At 62.0% G+C, this 16,176-nt stretch carries 13 protein-coding genes; 8 read left to right on the top strand and 5 right to left on the bottom strand.

Going from position 1 to position 16,176, the window contains the following annotated elements:
- Window positions 1-204: 204 nt before the first annotated feature.
- The gene (locus LIX93_RS12345) at window positions 205-1,248 is read left to right on the top strand and encodes a low specificity L-threonine aldolase (protein ID WP_226504314.1); all 1,044 of its coding nucleotides are present in this window, start codon (window positions 205-207) and stop codon (window positions 1,246-1,248) included.
- A gap of 137 nt (window positions 1,249-1,385) precedes the next feature.
- On the opposite strand, the gene LIX93_RS12340 is transcribed toward LIX93_RS12345, so the two are convergent.
- A complete protein-coding gene (locus tag LIX93_RS12340) occupies window positions 1,386-3,320 on the bottom strand; it encodes a methyl-accepting chemotaxis protein (RefSeq protein ID WP_226504313.1) in 1,935 nt (644 codons plus the stop codon).
- Window positions 3,321-3,613: 293 nt separating this feature from the next.
- On the opposite strand from LIX93_RS12340, the gene LIX93_RS12335 reads away from it, so the two are divergent.
- From LIX93_RS12335 to LIX93_RS12315, 5 genes are all read left to right on the top strand, one after another.
- Window positions 3,614-4,108, top strand: coding sequence for a CS1 type fimbrial major subunit (locus LIX93_RS12335; RefSeq protein WP_226504312.1), 495 nt, complete (start codon window positions 3,614-3,616; stop codon window positions 4,106-4,108).
- A 111-nt stretch (window positions 4,109-4,219) separates the two neighbouring features.
- The gene (locus LIX93_RS12330; RefSeq protein ID WP_226504311.1) at window positions 4,220-6,742 is read left to right on the top strand and encodes a CS1-pili formation C-terminal domain-containing protein; all 2,523 of its coding nucleotides are present in this window, start codon (window positions 4,220-4,222) and stop codon (window positions 6,740-6,742) included.
- An 18-nt stretch (window positions 6,743-6,760) separates the two neighbouring features.
- A complete protein-coding gene (locus LIX93_RS12325; protein WP_226504310.1) occupies window positions 6,761-8,002 on the top strand; it encodes a hypothetical protein in 1,242 nt (413 codons plus the stop codon).
- A gap of 30 nt (window positions 8,003-8,032) precedes the next feature.
- Window positions 8,033-8,761, top strand: coding sequence for a molecular chaperone (locus LIX93_RS12320; RefSeq protein ID WP_226504309.1), 729 nt, complete (start codon window positions 8,033-8,035; stop codon window positions 8,759-8,761).
- Between the two features lie 30 nt (window positions 8,762-8,791).
- Entirely contained in the window at window positions 8,792-9,529 is a 738-nt protein-coding gene (locus tag LIX93_RS12315) for a molecular chaperone (RefSeq protein ID WP_226504308.1), read from the top strand.
- A 174-nt stretch (window positions 9,530-9,703) separates the two neighbouring features.
- On the opposite strand, the gene LIX93_RS12310 is transcribed toward LIX93_RS12315, so the two are convergent.
- Both LIX93_RS12310 and LIX93_RS12305 read right to left on the bottom strand, forming a co-directional pair.
- Entirely contained in the window at window positions 9,704-10,006 is a 303-nt protein-coding gene (locus LIX93_RS12310; protein ID WP_226504307.1) for a cell division protein ZapA, read from the bottom strand.
- Window positions 10,003-10,227, bottom strand: a complete 225-nt coding sequence (locus tag LIX93_RS12305; RefSeq protein WP_226504306.1) for a hypothetical protein — start codon at window positions 10,225-10,227, stop codon at window positions 10,003-10,005. Before LIX93_RS12305 ends, LIX93_RS12310 begins: the two co-directional genes overlap by 4 nt.
- 307 nt (window positions 10,228-10,534) lie before the next feature.
- Here LIX93_RS12305 and LIX93_RS12300 point away from each other — a divergent pair, with 307 nt between their 5' ends.
- Window positions 10,535-12,160, top strand: coding sequence for a methyl-accepting chemotaxis protein (locus LIX93_RS12300; protein WP_226504305.1), 1,626 nt, complete (start codon window positions 10,535-10,537; stop codon window positions 12,158-12,160).
- A gap of 162 nt (window positions 12,161-12,322) precedes the next feature.
- On the opposite strand, the gene gbcB is transcribed toward LIX93_RS12300, so the two are convergent.
- Window positions 12,323-13,423 (bottom strand): glycine-betaine demethylase subunit GbcB, encoded by a 1,101-nt coding sequence (gbcB, locus tag LIX93_RS12295; RefSeq protein WP_226504304.1) that lies wholly within the window; start codon window positions 13,421-13,423, stop codon window positions 12,323-12,325.
- 286 nt (window positions 13,424-13,709) lie between these two features.
- Here gbcB and gbcA point away from each other — a divergent pair, with 286 nt between their 5' ends.
- Window positions 13,710-15,005 (top strand): glycine-betaine demethylase subunit GbcA, encoded by a 1,296-nt coding sequence (gene gbcA, locus LIX93_RS12290; protein ID WP_226504303.1) that lies wholly within the window; start codon window positions 13,710-13,712, stop codon window positions 15,003-15,005.
- A gap of 49 nt (window positions 15,006-15,054) precedes the next feature.
- On the opposite strand, the gene LIX93_RS12285 is transcribed toward gbcA, so the two are convergent.
- Window positions 15,055-15,981 (bottom strand): RHS repeat-associated core domain-containing protein, encoded by a 927-nt coding sequence (locus LIX93_RS12285; protein ID WP_226504302.1) that lies wholly within the window; start codon window positions 15,979-15,981, stop codon window positions 15,055-15,057.
- Window positions 15,982-16,176 lie beyond the last annotated feature (195 nt).

The following is a 16,176-nucleotide window of genomic DNA, read 5'->3' as shown; positions in this document are numbered from 1 at the left end:
GCGTTTGTGTGGCTGTACCGGCCTCTTCGCCGCCGAACGCGCACCCTTGCTCCCACAGTGCAAGCAGCACCTGAGCCGTACACTTGTGGGAGCAAGGGTGCGCGTTCGGCCGCGAAGAGGCTCTCGGCTTCACCACCATTTACCGATACGCACACGCCGCATTTCCCGCTAAAGTGCCCCATCATCGATCACAAGGAACCGGCCATGAACGAGCAAAGCCAGCAGTTTGCCAGCGACAACTATTCAGGCATCTGCCCGGAGGCCTGGGCAGCGATGGAAGCCGCCAACCACGGTCACGAGCGCGCCTATGGCGACGATCAATGGACCGCCAAGGCCGCCGATCAATTCCGCCAATTGTTCGAAACCGACTGCGAAGTCTTCTTCGCCTTCAACGGCACTGCGGCCAACTCCCTGGCCCTGTCGTCACTGTGCCAGAGCTACCACAGCGTCATCTGCTCCGAAACCGCCCATGTCGACACCGACGAATGCGGCGCCCCGGAATTCTTCTCCAACGGTTCCAAACTCCTCACCGCCCGCACCGAAGACGGCAAACTCACCCCCGCCGCCATCCGCGAAGTGGCCCTCAAGCGTCAGGACATCCACTACCCCAAACCGCGCGTGGTCACCCTCACCCAGGCCACCGAGTGCGGCAGCGTCTACACCCCCGACGAGATCAAGGCGATCAGCGCCACCTGCAAGGAACTGGGCCTCAACCTGCACATGGACGGCGCCCGTTTCGCCAACGCCTGCGCCTTCCTCGGCTGCACACCGGCCGAACTGACCTGGCAATCCGGCGTCGACGTGCTGTGCTTCGGCGGCACCAAAAACGGCATGGCGGTAGGTGAAGCCATCCTGTTCTTCAAACACGAACTGGCCACCGACTTCGATTACCGCTGCAAACAGGCCGGCCAACTGGCCTCGAAGATGCGCTTCCTCTCGGCACCCTGGGTCGGCCTGCTGGAAAACGACGCCTGGCTCAAACATGCTCGCCACGCCAACGCCAGCGCCCAACTGCTCAAGCAGCTGACAGCCGACATCCCCGGCGTGGAGTTGTTGTTCCCGGTGCAGGCCAATGGGGTGTTTCTGCAAATGTCGGAAGCAGCACTGGAAGCGTTGCGCGGTAAGGGCTGGAGGTTCTACACCTTCATTGGCGAAGGTGGCGCGCGGTTCATGTGCTCGTGGGATACGCAAGAAGCGCGCGTTCACGCCCTGGCGGCGGACATCCGAGCGGTGATGCAAGGCGGGTGACAGGCTCACCGCGCACGACGCCTGTAGCGAGGGGGCTTGCCCCCGAAAACGGCCCAGACACCGATTCGTGCCTGATACGCCCAATCCGGGGCAAGCCCCCTCGCTACAGAGTAGATCTACAAAAATCCGAGCCCGCGTTAAAGCCTGAATCCCCCCATCTGCCGCGCCAGATCATCCGCCAACCCGGTCAACGCTCGACACTCCTCGCGGCAATCCCTTACCTCGCCCGCTGTCGCCCGGGCCAGGTCGGAAATCCCTTGCACATTGCGGTTGATCTCTTCGGTCACCGCCGATTGCTCTTCGGTCGCCGTCGCCACCTGATGGTTCATATCGCTGATCCGCTCGACCTGCTCGGTAATCGCCGCCAACGACGCCCCGGTGCGCTGACTCGATTGCACACCGGTGCCGGTTGCCGCCTGCCCGGTCTGCATTGACGACACGGCGTTCTGCGCGCCCTGCTTCAAGCGCGCGATCATCTGCTGAATCTCGTCGGTCGACAGCTGCGTACGCTTGGCCAAGGTCCGCACCTCATCCGCCACCACCGCAAAGCCACGGCCCATCTCCCCCGCCCGCGCCGCCTCGATCGCCGCGTTCAAGGCCAGCAAATTGGTCTGCTCCGAAATCCCGCGGATCACCGCGAGCACCTGATCGATCGACGCCACCTGGGTCGCCAGCTCACCCACCGCCGCCGACGCCACCCCGATCTCGTCGCTCATGCCCTCGATATGCACGATCGACCCGCGCACCACCTCCCGCGCCTGCAACGCCTCATCGCGCGCTGACTGCGAGGCGCTGGCCGCATTGCCGGCGTTCTGCGCGATCTCCTGCACCGTCAGCCCCATCTCATGCACCGCCGTGGCAACCATATCGGTCATCTCCTGCTGGCGCCCGGCGCGATCTGCGGTGTTATCCACTACCCGGGCCACCTGCCCCACGGTCGAGCGCAAGCGCTCGCTGGTGCTCAACACATCCGCGATCATGTCCCGCTGACTGCCCAAAAACCGATTGAAACCCCGCGCCAGATCCCCCAACTCATCCGCGCGGCTGTCATCCAGCCGATGGGTCAAATCCCCCCCGCCACTGCCGATCGCCACCAACGCTGTGGTCACTTGGCGAATCGGCTTGACCAGACTACGCGCAAGCCACACCACCAACAGCAAGCACACCAGCGCCACACCCAGGCCGATCAGACTGGTCAACCACATGGCCTGCCGCGCCTGGGCGTAGATCTGCGCCTCGGGCACCTCGGCCACCAGTGTCCAGTTCAGATCCCGCAAAGGCAGACTCAAGGCCAGATAGTCCTCGCCACCGCGCTGAAACTTTGCGGTGCTCAGCACCGACTTGCCCAGCACCGACTGCGCCGCCTGCGCGCCAATCTGCTCCGCCAACTGACGCTTGCCGCTCAGATCGGTTTGCGGATGAATCTGGATCAAGCCATCACCGCGCACCAGATACACCTTGCCGCGCTCGCCAAAGCTGTAGTTTTTGATCAAGCCCGACAGCTCGTCCATGCTCAAACCCAGCCCCGCGATACCCAGCAACTTGCCGGCCTGTTCCACGCGCAGGTCGATGAACAGCGTCAAGGCGCCGGTGGCCGTGTCGTTATCGATATTAAGGGTGCGCGGCTTGCCGCTGTCGAGAAAACCGTAGAACCAGGCGTCCTTCGCTTCGGTACGGCTGAGGGTCCGGTCCAGGCCTTTTTCGGTGTAATAACGACTGGTCGCCGCCGACCCGATCAGCGCAGTGAATGCCTTGTGCTGCGCCCGCACGCCATCCAGATAGCCCGCAAACTGCGGCACCTGAGCACCGTTTTCGCCCTCGGCCAGCCACTGGCGCACCATGGTGTTGCTGGCGATGTCCTCGGCGGCGGTGAGTGGGCGCACCAGAATCCGCTCAATGTCGTTGCGCATCGCCTCGATGCTGGCCGGCATGGCCGTCTCGAGCAGATAGGTCTGCGCCAGGCGGTTGACCACCACGGTATAGATGCCGACCACGATCAAAATACTGACCAGCAGGGCAGTGCCCATGCTCAAGATCAGCTGCCACTGGATACTGCGTCGCCAGAACTGCATGGAGAACCCCCAAAGTGTGTATCTGGGAGCCTGCAACTGTCGTGCCGATTGTATACAAATACTTGTAATAGTCAGGACAATCCATCGACCGCCAGTCTGCCCCTTAAAACGAGGGGTATTTAGCTTCGTAAAAAGTTACCGCGACAAAAAACATTAGCGCGCTTCATTTTAAGACTTGTCCTATATTTCCCCCTCGGAATTCACCTTAAAGTCCGCACCGTCGAAACCGCTACAGGCCACGTGCTGTAAGGGTTTGGGACCGTTCAAGTTTGTCCACACCAAAGGGAAATTCCATGTCTTTGATCAAAAATGCTGTCCTTGCTCCCCTCGCCATCGCGGCACTCGCCGCCTCCGTAAGCAGTCAGGCCGCACAGGTCCGCCACACCATCCAGCTTGAAGCCAGCGTGCCGTCGTCCTCGTTCATGGTACAGCCAGTCGATCCGGACCTGACCTCCAAGGTCAACAACCTGAAGTGGAACCCCGGCGCCGAATCCCTCGAATCCCTGCGCGCCGCCTTCTACGCCAAGCACACCGCTGGCAGCATCGAAGCCTCGGTACTGGATCTGCCCGCCCTGAGCAGCGCCACCGAAACCATCGACCTGAGCGTCAAGTTCAATGGTGTCGCCCTCACCACCACCCCTGTAGCCGTGCTGACCAAAGCCGAGGCTGCCCTGTCGCCGACGGTTTACCTGGACATCGATCCGGTCAAGCCCACCACCGGTGGCTACAAGGAAGGCACCTACGTGGGCAACGTCAACCTGGCCTTCGACGCTGTCCTGGTTCCTTGATCGCGTCATTCCTCAATGACGCACCCGCTCTGAGCTGAACCCCTCGTTGCCCCCGCAACCGTGTCGTCGTCGCGGGGCAACGCGCTAGACCACACCCGCCAAGGATTTGCCATGTTCCGTATGACGCCGCTCGCCAGCGCGATAGCCCTGATCGCCTGCGTGGGCATGCCCGTCGCCGCATCAGAACCGCCCGCTGCGCAACCGAGTCTGCTGGCACAGGCGAAAGGCTTGCCACAAGAATTTCAAGAACACTTTTTCGACGTACCGCTGGCCGTGCGCATCGTGCTGGACAACAAGGAACTCGGTGAAGCCATGGTGGTGCTGTCCCGCGATGACCACGTGACCCTGCTCGACTTCACCGACACCCGCGACAGCGACATCGGCCCCGCCGAGCGCGACCTCTGGCGCGCCCGGCTGCAACAAGGCGTCGCCCTGGGTGCCTGTCAAACCGCTTGCGACAACGGCCTGCTCGCGGTGCACTACAGCCTGCAAAACTCCGAACTGGCCCTGGTGACCCGCAACGTCGAACGCGCCACCGCCGAGTCGCAGTTCTACCACCTGCCCGAACAGGGCAGCACCGGCGTGATGCTGCGCAACCAGCTGAACCTCTCCGGCGGCCAGGATCAGGACATGGGTGGCCGCTATGGCCTGCAAGCCATCGCCAGCCTCGGCAACTGGACGCAGACCGCCAACATGCAGGCCAACAGGACCGGCGGCCAATACGGCCAGACCCAATACGCCCTGCATGAACTCCACACCCAGACCGAACGCAAAGGCAGCTTCGTGCGCTTGGGTTATTTCATGCCCACCGCCGAAGGCCTGAGCCGCCAGCCGCGCACCTTTGGCGCCAGCCCCGACACAGTCATGGGCGTCATGCTGGGCAGTTCCGACAGCCTCGCCGTCGAAGGCACCAAGGCCGCGGTGTATCCGCTGTACGTCACCGCCAACCGCGAAGCCGTGGTCGAGATCTATCGCGACGGCGTGCTGATCAACACCCAGCAAGTGCAACCCGGCCTGCAGACCCTCGACACCCGGCCATTGCCCGGCGGCATCTACGACGTCGAAGTGCGTTTGCTCGAAGACGGCCAAGAGACATCCCGCACCGACGAGCTGGTGTACAAACCCAACAACTGGCGCAACCCCGACCAGCGCTGGCGCTTCAACACCTTTCTGGGCCGCGAAACGCAACTGCTCAGCAGCTGGGACCCACAACCCGATGCTGGCACCACCGCAGGTGCGGCCGTCAACTACCTGCTCCATCCACGCGCCGTGGTCGGGCTGTCGGCCCGTCAGGTCAAGGCACGCAATCAGCTGGGCACCTCCCTCGACCTAGGCGTAGGCAGCGCTTCCAACCTGTACGCCAACCTCTATAAGACTCAGGACCACGGCACCGGCATGGACGTGCAGGCCCTGCACAACTACGGCAGCGGCAACCTGATCGCCAGTCACAACCGCAGCTGGCTCGACAACCGCAATACTTACGAGACCCTCATCGATGGCACCCAGGTGCGCCAGCGTTATCTCTACAACGGCCCGGTCAGCAATTCATCGCTGGCGCTCAACCATCGCCTCAGCTCGACCCACAGCCTCAACGCCCGCTACTCCTACACGCAGGGCCAGATCCAGGGCTCGGCCATCGACCTCAGCTGGCTGCGCCACGGCCGCCTGTTCGGCAACGCCGCCACCTGGCAACTCTCGGTCTTTGATCGCCCAGCCAGCATCAGCAGTGGTAACGAGCGCAACCGCGGCGTCGACCTGCGTGTCACCCTGGCTGTCGGCGGCCAGGGCAAAAGCCTCAACGCCAGCCTCGGCACCCGCACCGACCGCGAAGGCAACAGCGATCGCAACGCCAGCATCGGCTACCAGCAGCAACTGCAAAGCGGCCCGCTGACCAGCGTCTCGGCCACGGCCACCACCGACACCTACGGCATCGGCCTCAGCGGCTCCGGGCGTTTCCACACACCACTGGCCGAAGGCGACGTGTTCTTGCAGCGCTCGTCCTACAACAACGCGCTCACCGGCGCACTTAACCTCACCAGCAACCTGGTGGTGGGTGGCGGCAAGGTCGCCCTCACCGGCAGCAGCACGCAGCAGCAGGCCGGAATGATCATCGACGTCGAATCCGACCTGGACACCATCACCCTGCGCGCCGACGACCTCAGCGGCACCGGCACGATCCTCAAGCCGGGGCGCAATTTCGTACCGGTGTCGGCCTACCGCGACAGCACCGTGCAGTTCGACTTCCAGGGCAACCATGCCCCCGCCGCCAACATCCAGCCGCCCCGCGCCCGCTACCACCTCAACAAAGGCGGCGTGGCTTACAGCAAAGTGCGGGTGATGAAGACCATGACCGTGCTCGGCCGCCTGCTCGATGCCAACGGCCGCCCCATGAAAGGCCAGCACATCGTCAACCACGCCAGCCGCAGCGTCACCGAGGTGGACGGCTTCTTCTCCCTGGAGATGAGCGAAGGCACGCCCACGCTTGAAGTACGCAAGAACGACCAGCGCGTGTGCGCCTTTACCTTGGACCCAACCCAGCTGAACCGTGAGAACGACGTGCTGATGGTGGGTGATTTGCGTTGCGTGACGGCCGAAGTGGCCGCCGCAACCCCGGCGGTCGAGACCGCGGGTTAAAACACAGGAATATTTGAAGTGACTACTGAATTTTTCAAAGGTTGGGTGCAAGCCTTGGGGCTGGGTTGCGTGTTGATGGCAGCTGAGTCGGCTATGGCATTTAACGCAAGGATTACCGCAGAGTTCGTGCCTTCGCTGGCCGATCCCACCAACAATGTGTTTACCAACACCTCGGCGCCGGGCTACCTGTGCGGGACCATGCCCGCCATTTGTGACGGGAATGTCAGTATCACCTTCCCTGGACGCTTCGCGAATCAAACACCAATCATCGCTAATAATCCTGATCCCCGACAAAGTTTCTTCATCAAACTCCCGGCCGATTGGCGTGATATCACAGTGCAGCATGCGACCACAGGCCAAACGAGCACTGTGCAGCTGCGATTCACCAGTTTTGGCGGAGAACTCAGGATCGCGCCTAACGCGACCTTCGCGACCGGTATTCCTGACGTGACGGCTGCTCACAGCGCTTTATGGAACGGTGGGGGGCTGGAAGTCCCGCCCTCGCCCTGCACCAGCCGACTGCACCGCGTCGACGGAGACACTACCATCCGATTCTTCTGGCAAATGCCCGTAGTCGCTGAATGTGCGAAACAGACTGCGTTCGATTTGGACCAACTCCACATCTACGCTTTGGAGCTGATGTATGAAATACGCACTCCGACGCCGCTGAACATGGCAGCGGGTATCTGGGAAGCCGATTATTTGTACACCCTCGGCCCAGGGGCTGACTTCGATTTCGGCGACAACTTGCTCCCATACGACCCCAACCTCAATATCAAAATAACCCTCACCGTTTCCCACCACCTGCGCGCCGTATTCCCGCCCGGCGCCGACCGCCTGGCCCTCGAACCCGAGGGCGGCTGGATCCCCTGGCTTAACGGTGGCCGACGCCCCGAACGGATCATTCGCGACCAACCGTTCCAGTTCACCAGCTCCGGGCCGGTGAAAATGCGTATCGAGTGCCAGTACCTGATGGGCGGCAACTGCGCCATCGCCAATCCGGCCGGCCACCGGGTCCCCGTGGAAACGCGCATCACCCTCCCCGCCGGCATGCACGAACTGACCGGAGGCCCGGTCAGCAGGAAGCTGCTCTCCACCATCGATGACGTCACTGCCCTGGCGAGCCGTTACGTGGCTGACCAGACCGGCAATCTGCACTTCGAAGTCGCCCGCAGCGATGTCAACGACATGCTGACGTACCCCGACACCACCTACTCCGGCAACGTCACGGTAGTGTGGGATTCGTTCCTCATACCCTGATGCTCGCCAGTCAAACAATGGATCCGTGCCATGTATAAATTCATCCTCGCCGCCCTGCTGGGAGCCCTCAGCCTGTCGGCCACCGCCGCGCCCGACATTTATATCGGCACGGTCTATGACTACCTGGACGGCGCCCAGTCCAGCTACCGCAAGCGCATCAGCAACAGTGGCGACAGCACCGCCTTCGTACGGGTCGACCTGTATGAAATCACCTACGGCGCAGACGGCCCCCTGGAAACACCCCTGCACAGCGCGCCTGATGGCCAGCGCCGGGGCCTGATCGCCACCCCCTCGCGGTTGATCATCCCGCCCAAGGGCATGCAAGCCACACGGCTGTTGTTTCAGGGCGAGCGTGATCGGGAACGTTACTACCGCGTGCGCTACATCCCGGTGGTGCCCGAAAAGGACGACCAGTTCGCGGTGCCCGAGGATGAGCGACAGGCCTACAAAGCGGCTGTGGAGACTGGCATCAACGTCCTCACAGGCTACGGCGCGATCTTCATCGTGCGGCCCACGCATACCCGCTTCGACACACGCATCGAGCAAACCGACACGCACTACAGCCTGACCAATGCGGGCAACAGCACCGTCGTGCTGGAGGACTTGAAGGAGTGCTCGGCGGGCGACGAGCCGGTCTGCGACCCCAGCCGCTTGCAACATGTGATGCCGGGCAAGACCACCCGTTTCGAGAGAACCCCCGGGCGCGTCCTGCACTTCAAGCGCATCGAAGGCGATGCCAGCCACCCCACCCAGGTTTGACCCCCCTGCACCCATCCAGAGCATTCGATCATGTACAAGTTCGCTTTCGCCGCGCTCCTGAGCGCCTTGGCGGTCACCACCCAAGCTGCACCCAATATCAACATCGGGAACATTTTCGATTATCTCGATGGCGCGCAATCCACCTACCTCAAGCGTATCTACAACAGCGGTGACAGCACGGCGTTCGTCAGGGTCAACATCGCCGAGATCCACTACGCCGCCGATGGCTCCCGCACAGAGGTGCCCCTCACCATCGATGGCCCCGCCCAACAACGCAAAGGCCTGGTCGCCAGCCCGGCGCGGTTGATCATCCCGGTCAACGGCATGCAGGCGACCCGCCTGCTGTACATGGGCGAGCGCGATCGCGAGCGCTATTTTCGAGTGAGGTATGTGCCGGTGATCCCGGAGAAGGAAGATCAGTTCGCGGTATCGGCCGAAGAGCGCGAAGCCTACAAGGCCAGCATGAGCGCCGGCGTCAACGTCATGGCCAGCTACGGTGCGATCTTTTTCGTGCGCCCCACCAACACCCAGTTCGACACGCGCATCGAGCAAACCGCAACGCGCTACAGCGTCCACAACGCGGGCAACAGCACCCTGATGCTCGATCATTTTCGTGATTGTTCGGCCAGCGATGAACGCAACTGCGAGGCCACCCGCCTGCATCATGTGATGCCCGGCAAGACATTCGCGTTCGATAAAGTGCCGGGGCGGGTGTATCGGTTCAATGTGACGGAGGGTAGCGAACAGCGGGAGATGCATGTTGATTAGTTGAACACGCGCAGCGGGAGTCGCACCGTATGCATCATCCAGGCGCCTGCCTCAAGAGCGGCGAGCAGGAGTGATCAGATCGAACGCCGCGTGAGGGCGCAGGGGAGACCCGGCAGGAGCCGGATCAGCCGTACAGGCTTGTATCAAGCAGGGCAAGCGCGAATGCCCGGCGCATCAGTCCCGTTCCAGCGTGCGCGCCACGGCCTCGACGGTGGCATCCACCTGCGCCTGATAGCGCAACAACGCCGCGGCGTGATCCCGCTGCAGCTCCAGTTGCCTGGAGCACAGGTTCATCGCCGTCAGCACCAGCAATTTATCGCCCACCAGCGTTGGGTATTTACGCTTGGTGTCGGCCAGGGTGGCCTTGAGCAGTTCGGCGGCATCGACGATCGCCTGGGCCTCAACGGCGGGCGCCTTGATCGAGTAGTCGTTGCCGAGGATTGAAACAACCTTGACCGTCTCTGCCGCGCCACTCATGCGTTGACCGCGCTCGCCCGCTCGACCAGCGCCTGGATACGCGCCGCAGTGCTGCCGTGCTTCTCTTCCTGTTCGAGCAGATTAAGCTGCAGCGTCTCGTTTTCGTCCTGGCTGGAACGCAGTTCAGTGGCCAATTGGCTGTTGCTCGCTTGGAGTTGGCGGTTTTGCTCGACGAGTTCGCCGACCAAGGTTTCGAGTTGACTGAGAGATGATTCCAACATTTTGATTTCTCTAGAATTAATGGGTGGCACACGATAAGGAAAAAGGCCTTTTCAGGCCAGGCAAACCACCGTTTTACTGATGAATTTAGTGACAGGTAATTTCAGCGACACCGAAATAAGAAGCCGCCCCATGGACTCGACTGTGCCCTTTGGGTTCCCCAAGGGCGTCAACGTCAGACCAATGGGTAATTGCAAAATAATGGCGCCGTTCAGCTGACACGCCTCAAGAGTTGCCCCTTCCTGACGATAGCCCTGTCATTGCTTTCTCTTACTTCGCACGGATCGCCTCTCCCCCCGGTATTACCCCATGTCTCTACGTTCCATGAATATCGCAGCCCGTTCGCTGCTCGGCTTCGCCCTGATCGGCATCCTGATGATCATCCTCGGCGTATTCGCCCTCAGCCAGATGAGCAAGATCCGCTCAGCCGGTGTGGAAATCGAAGCCAACAGCTTGCCCAGCATTACCAGCCTGGATGACTTCACCCAACTGACCCTGCGCCTGCGCGTGCTGTCCTACCGCTTGCTGCTCAACCGCGAGCCGGATATCCAGCAAAAGACCGTACAGCTTTTCGACCTGCGCAACGAGCAGATCGCCAAGGCCCAGGCCAAATATGAAAAACTGATCGGCGGCCCTGAAGAGCAAGCCACCTATGAAGAGTACAAGCGCCTGCTGGGCCAGTACCGCCAGCTTGAAAGCAAGATGAAGGCGCTGTCCGCCGCCGGACAGGTCGAAGAGCTGCGCAACATGCTCAACACCGACATGCTTGCCAACTCCGAGCAGGTCAACGTGGTGCTCGACAAGCTGGTGAAGATCAACACCCAGCAGACCGCGGATACCAACAAGGCCGCCGGCGACCAATATTCCTCGGCCTTCACCCTGGTGCTGGTGATGCTGGCCATCGCCACGTTCATGACCTTCCTGTTCGCCTGGCTGCTGACCCGCAGCATCACGCAGCCGATCAATCAGGCCGTGAACGCCGCCGAAGAGATCGCCGAAGGCGACCTGACTCGGCCGATCCACATCACCGGCAACGACGAGGCCGCGCGCCTGCTGACCGCCATGCAAAAGATGCAGGGCAAGCTGCGTGACACCCTGCAGCGGATTTCCGGCTCGGCCACCCAGTTGGCCTCGGCCGCCGAAGAGCTGAACAGCGTGACCGACGAAAGCGCCCGCGGCCTGGTGCAGCAGAACAACGAAATCGAACAGGCCGCCACGGCGGTCAACGAGATGACCAGCGCCGTGGAAGAAGTTGCACGCAACGCCGTGAGCACTTCCGAAGCCTCCCGCGAAGCCACCAATTCGGTAGGCGACGGTCGCGACCTGGTCATGGAAACCGTGGGTGCCATCGAGCGCATGAGCGCTGACGTGCAGAGCACTTCGGAGCTGATCGGCAACCTGGCGGAAGAATCTCGCGATATCGGCAAGGTCCTCGACGTGATCCGCGGCTTGGCCGACCAGACCAACCTGCTGGCCCTCAACGCCGCCATCGAAGCCGCCCGCGCCGGTGAAGCCGGTCGTGGTTTCGCCGTGGTCGCCGATGAAGTGCGGGCCCTGGCCCATCGCACTCAGCAGTCGACCAGCGAGATCGAACGCATGATCGGCAGCATCCAGGGCGGCACCGAGAAGGCCGTCGGCTCGATGCGCAACAGCACCGAGCGGGCCGAATCGACCCTCAACATCGCCAAGGGCGCGGGCCTGGCGCTGGATACCATCAATGGTGCGGTGCAGCAGATCAACGAGCGCAACCTGGTGATCGCCAGCGCTGCCGAAGAGCAGGCGCAGGTCGCCCGCGAAGTGGACCGCAACCTGGTGAACATTCGGGACTTGTCGGTGCAATCGGCAGCGGGTGCCAATCAGACCACCGCCGCCAGCAATGAGCTGGCGCGCCTGGCAGTGGACTTGAACGGGATGGTGGCGCGGTTCAAGGTGTAATCGAGAGTCGACGGTGAGCCTCGAAGATCATCGCCGTGCTTGCCGGCCTCTTCGCAGGCAAGCCTTGCTCCCACAGGTGCCAGGCTCGCCGGCTGCTTTCGTCGGCGCGGCTGGCCCTGTGGGAGCAAAGCTTGCTCGCGAAGGGCCCACCACCGACCCGGATCAATACTCGATCCTCACATCCCCCTTCGGCACGCTGCAGCACGACAGGATGTAGCCTTCGGCTTCGTCTTCCTCGGTGATCCCGCCGTTGTGGTCCATCACCACCTCGCCGCCCAGCTTGAGTACCTTGCAGGTCCCGCAGATACCCATGCCGCAGGCCTTGGGGATCATCATCCCGAGCTTGGCCGCCGCCGCATGCACGGTCTCGCCGGGCGCCACGCGGATGCTCTTGCCCGAGGCGGTGAACTCCACCTGGTGCAACTCGCCCTGTGCCACCTCCGGTGCATCGGCCGCCTGCTCCGCTTGCTCGACCGCATCGGCACGGGCTTCGGGCGGCGTCGCCCCGAACGACTCCTCGTGATAGCGGGTCATGTCGTAGCCGCAGTTCTGCAGCAGGTTCTTCACCGCATTCATGTAGGGCGTCGGTCCGCAGCAGTAGATCTCGCGCTCCATGAAGTCCGACGCGATCAACTCCAGCAGCTTGTGATTCAGATACCCGCGATACCCCGCCCAAGGCTCGCCCAGCCCGTGCTTCTCGCAAATGAGGTGCAGGCTGAAGTTATCGATCCGCGACGCCATGTGCTCCAGTTCGCGGTGGTAGATGATGTCCTTGGGTGAGCGGGCGCTGTGCACGAACACCATGTCGACGTTGGCGTTGGTGTCGTAGAACCAGCGCGCCATCGACATCACCGGCGTGATCCCGACCCCGCCGCTGAGGTACAGCACCTTCGGGCTCGGAAAGTCGATGGCGTTGAACAAGCCCACCGGCCCGTGCACCGCCAGCTCCTGGCCCTCGTGCAGATTGTCGTGCAGCCAGTTGGAGACCTTGCCGCCCGGCACACGCTTGATGGTCACCGAAAAACTGTAAGGCACCGACGGCGCGCTCGAGATGGTGTACGAGCGCATGATCGGCTGGCCTTCGATTTCCAGCTCCAGGGTGACGAACTGCCCCGGCTTGAAAAAGAACATGATCGGCTGGTCGGCCATGAAGCAGAAGGTGCGCACGTCCCAGGTTTCCTGGATGACTTTGACGCAACGGACAATGTGTCGACCATTGGCCCAGGTCTGGGTAGTTACCGGGTTCAGGAACGGATTGGACATGCTCATCTCCACGGCCGACGGTCGGCCTTCATGGAAGCGATAATGGGGGCGCCGCACACGAATGACTTTTCTATCTGCGACATTCACATGCTTATGGCGACCAGCCCCATCAGGCATGGGTTAGGGCGTCGGGAACAGATTTGGCCATGTCGCCCATGGATAAGGATCATGATGCGACCAGTCGCACACTCCACCGCAAGCCAATCAGCATTCAACAGCCTTGCGCAGTACACCGTAATAGCCACTTTTTTCGACGGCCACACCGCATGGCCATGAGGATCGATCGATGGACGTCACCGCAACCCTGAGCCTGGGCGACCCGCTGGAACCCGCACGCAAGGCTACCGCCGAAATGCTGCAGAACCGCGAGCGCACCTTCTCGCTGCCGCAACCGTTCTATAACGACGAGCGGCTGTTCGAGATCGACATGCAGGAGATCTTCCACAAGGAATGGCTGATCGCTGGCATGACCAGCGAAATCCCGACCAAGGGTAATTTCCTCACCCTGCAGATCGGCAAGAACCCGATCATCGTAGTGCGCGGTGCCGAAGGCAAAGTCCATGCATTCCACAACGTCTGCCGCCACCGCGGCTCGCGCCTGTGCACCGCCGAAAAGGGCAAGGTCGCCAAGCTGGTGTGCGGCTACCACCAGTGGACCTACGAGCTCGACGGCCGCCTGCTGTTCGCCGGCACCGAAATGGGCGCCGACTTCGACATGAAGCAATACGGCCTCAAGCCGGTCAACGTGAAGACTGCCGGGGGTTACATCTTCATCAGCCTGGCCGAAAACCCGCCAGCCATCGATAACTTCCTCAGTACCCTCGACCATTACATGGAACCGTACGACATGGAAAACACCAAGGTGGCGGTGCAAACCACCCTGGTCGAAAAAGCCAACTGGAAGCTGGTGCTCGAGAACAACCGCGAGTGCTACCACTGCGGCGGCTCGCACCCCGAGCTGCTGAAAACCCTGCTCGAATGGGACGACGTCACCGACCCGCGCGCCGACCAGGCCTTCAAGGACCACGTAGCCGCTTCCGCCGCCGCCTGGGAAGCCGAGAAGATCCCTTACGCTCACGCCAGCTTCGGCCTGCGCAACCGGATCGTGCGCATGCCACTGCTCAAGGGCACCGTGTCCATGACCCTCGACGGCCAGGTCGGCTGCAAAAAACTCATGGGCCGCATCAAGAACCCCGACCTGGGCTCGATGCGCATCCTGCACCTGCCGCACTCGTGGAACCACTGCATGGGCGACCACATCATCGTTTTCACGGTGTGGCCGATCAGCGCTCAGGAAACCATCGTCACCACCAAGTGGCTGGTGCACAAGGATGCTGTAGAAGGCGTGGACTACGACGTAGAGCGTATGCGCCAGGTGTGGGATGCGACCAACGACCAGGACCGCCGCCTGGCGGAAGTGAACCAGCAGGGCATCAACTCGACGGCTTATCAGCCGGGGCCATATTCGAAGACCTATGAGTTTGGGGTGGTGAATTTTATCGATTGGTACAGCGAGCGGCTGCTGGCGAATCTGGGGGCTGAGCCTGCGGCGTATTTGAAAGGGGTGGCGGTGCACGAGTAGGTTCAAAACGAGATAGGGCGCCTACTCGTTGCAGTAGGCGCGATATTTTCTAGCTTCCCCGAATGGCGAGCATATCCGCAGGTAAAGGTGTACGGGGGCGTGGCGCTGGAACAGACTTGCGCCAGCTAGAAGCTGACATCCGCTCAAGTTGCAGCTTCATTCCTTGCAGATCGGGGTAGATGCTTAGATACGGTAATTCGCTCGGGCGTGGCGTCTGCACGGATGGTGCTGGCGTCGCCGGTAAAACATCAGAGGCGCGTGGTATCGGCACAGGTGATGCCGGCACTGCCTTTTCCGCCAGGCCGAACAACCGTCTGGCGTTGCGCCGGACCCTCGGGCCCGGATCGGGTAGCTTCCTGTAACGATTGATCGCCACGCCCAATCGAGCCACCCCTCCTGCAAGGCTCACGCCTGACGCTATATATCCCAGTAACAAGATTCCGTCATTTTTCCTGGCCATTCCTACACTGAGTGCAGTCACCGCTAAAATTCCGCCTATCGCCGCGCCCCATGCGCCGCCTATCGCCAGAGGCGTGAGTGTTTCGGCTGTCAGCGCGCTCAATATAACGGTGGTTGTGCCAACCAGATTAATGGCTATCGCCATGGACGGCCCGTAGCTGTCTGCCATCCAGTCTGGAAGATCCACCCTGGCACCGCTCGGGTCACGGTAGTTGACCGGGTCGCCCAGGCAGTAAGCATAGGCATTGACCCCGCCCGCCCCGAACGGCGACGCCCTGTCCGGCGAATGAAACCGGCGCAGTACCGGATTGTATTCTCGGTGCCCGTGCCCCAGGTGATACCACTGCGTGTACACCTCGGCCCGCTGGCCGGTGAACCCTAGTGCCGGCAGACCGGCCGCTGGTCGCCGCCATCCGTAAGCGCTGTGGGCAATAAGCGGCCGGGCTGTCGGGCCAGCGGTGCCCATTACGGTTTGGCGCGCATCGCCCAGCAGCAAACAGCTCTTTGAGGTATCCACGTGTCGTCCTCCTTTTGAGCGCCATTGTGGACCAGCGCCAGAGAAGGCGAACCTGATACTTCTGACAGGTTGCAATGCATACGCGGCGGGGACGAGTTATCGGCGGTCGGGCTGCGGCTGCCTAGGTATCGTTCGCCAGCCGCTGCCAATTCAGCGGCCGGATTTGACCGTCCGACCAAGACGACGTGACGCAGG

The sequence above is a fragment of the Pseudomonas sp. MWU16-30317 genome (assembly GCF_020515695.1).
Lineage (GTDB): Bacteria > Pseudomonadota > Gammaproteobacteria > Pseudomonadales > Pseudomonadaceae > Aquipseudomonas.
The sequence above is the reverse complement of the archived record's forward strand: the minus strand, read 5'-3'. Positions and strand labels throughout refer to the sequence as shown.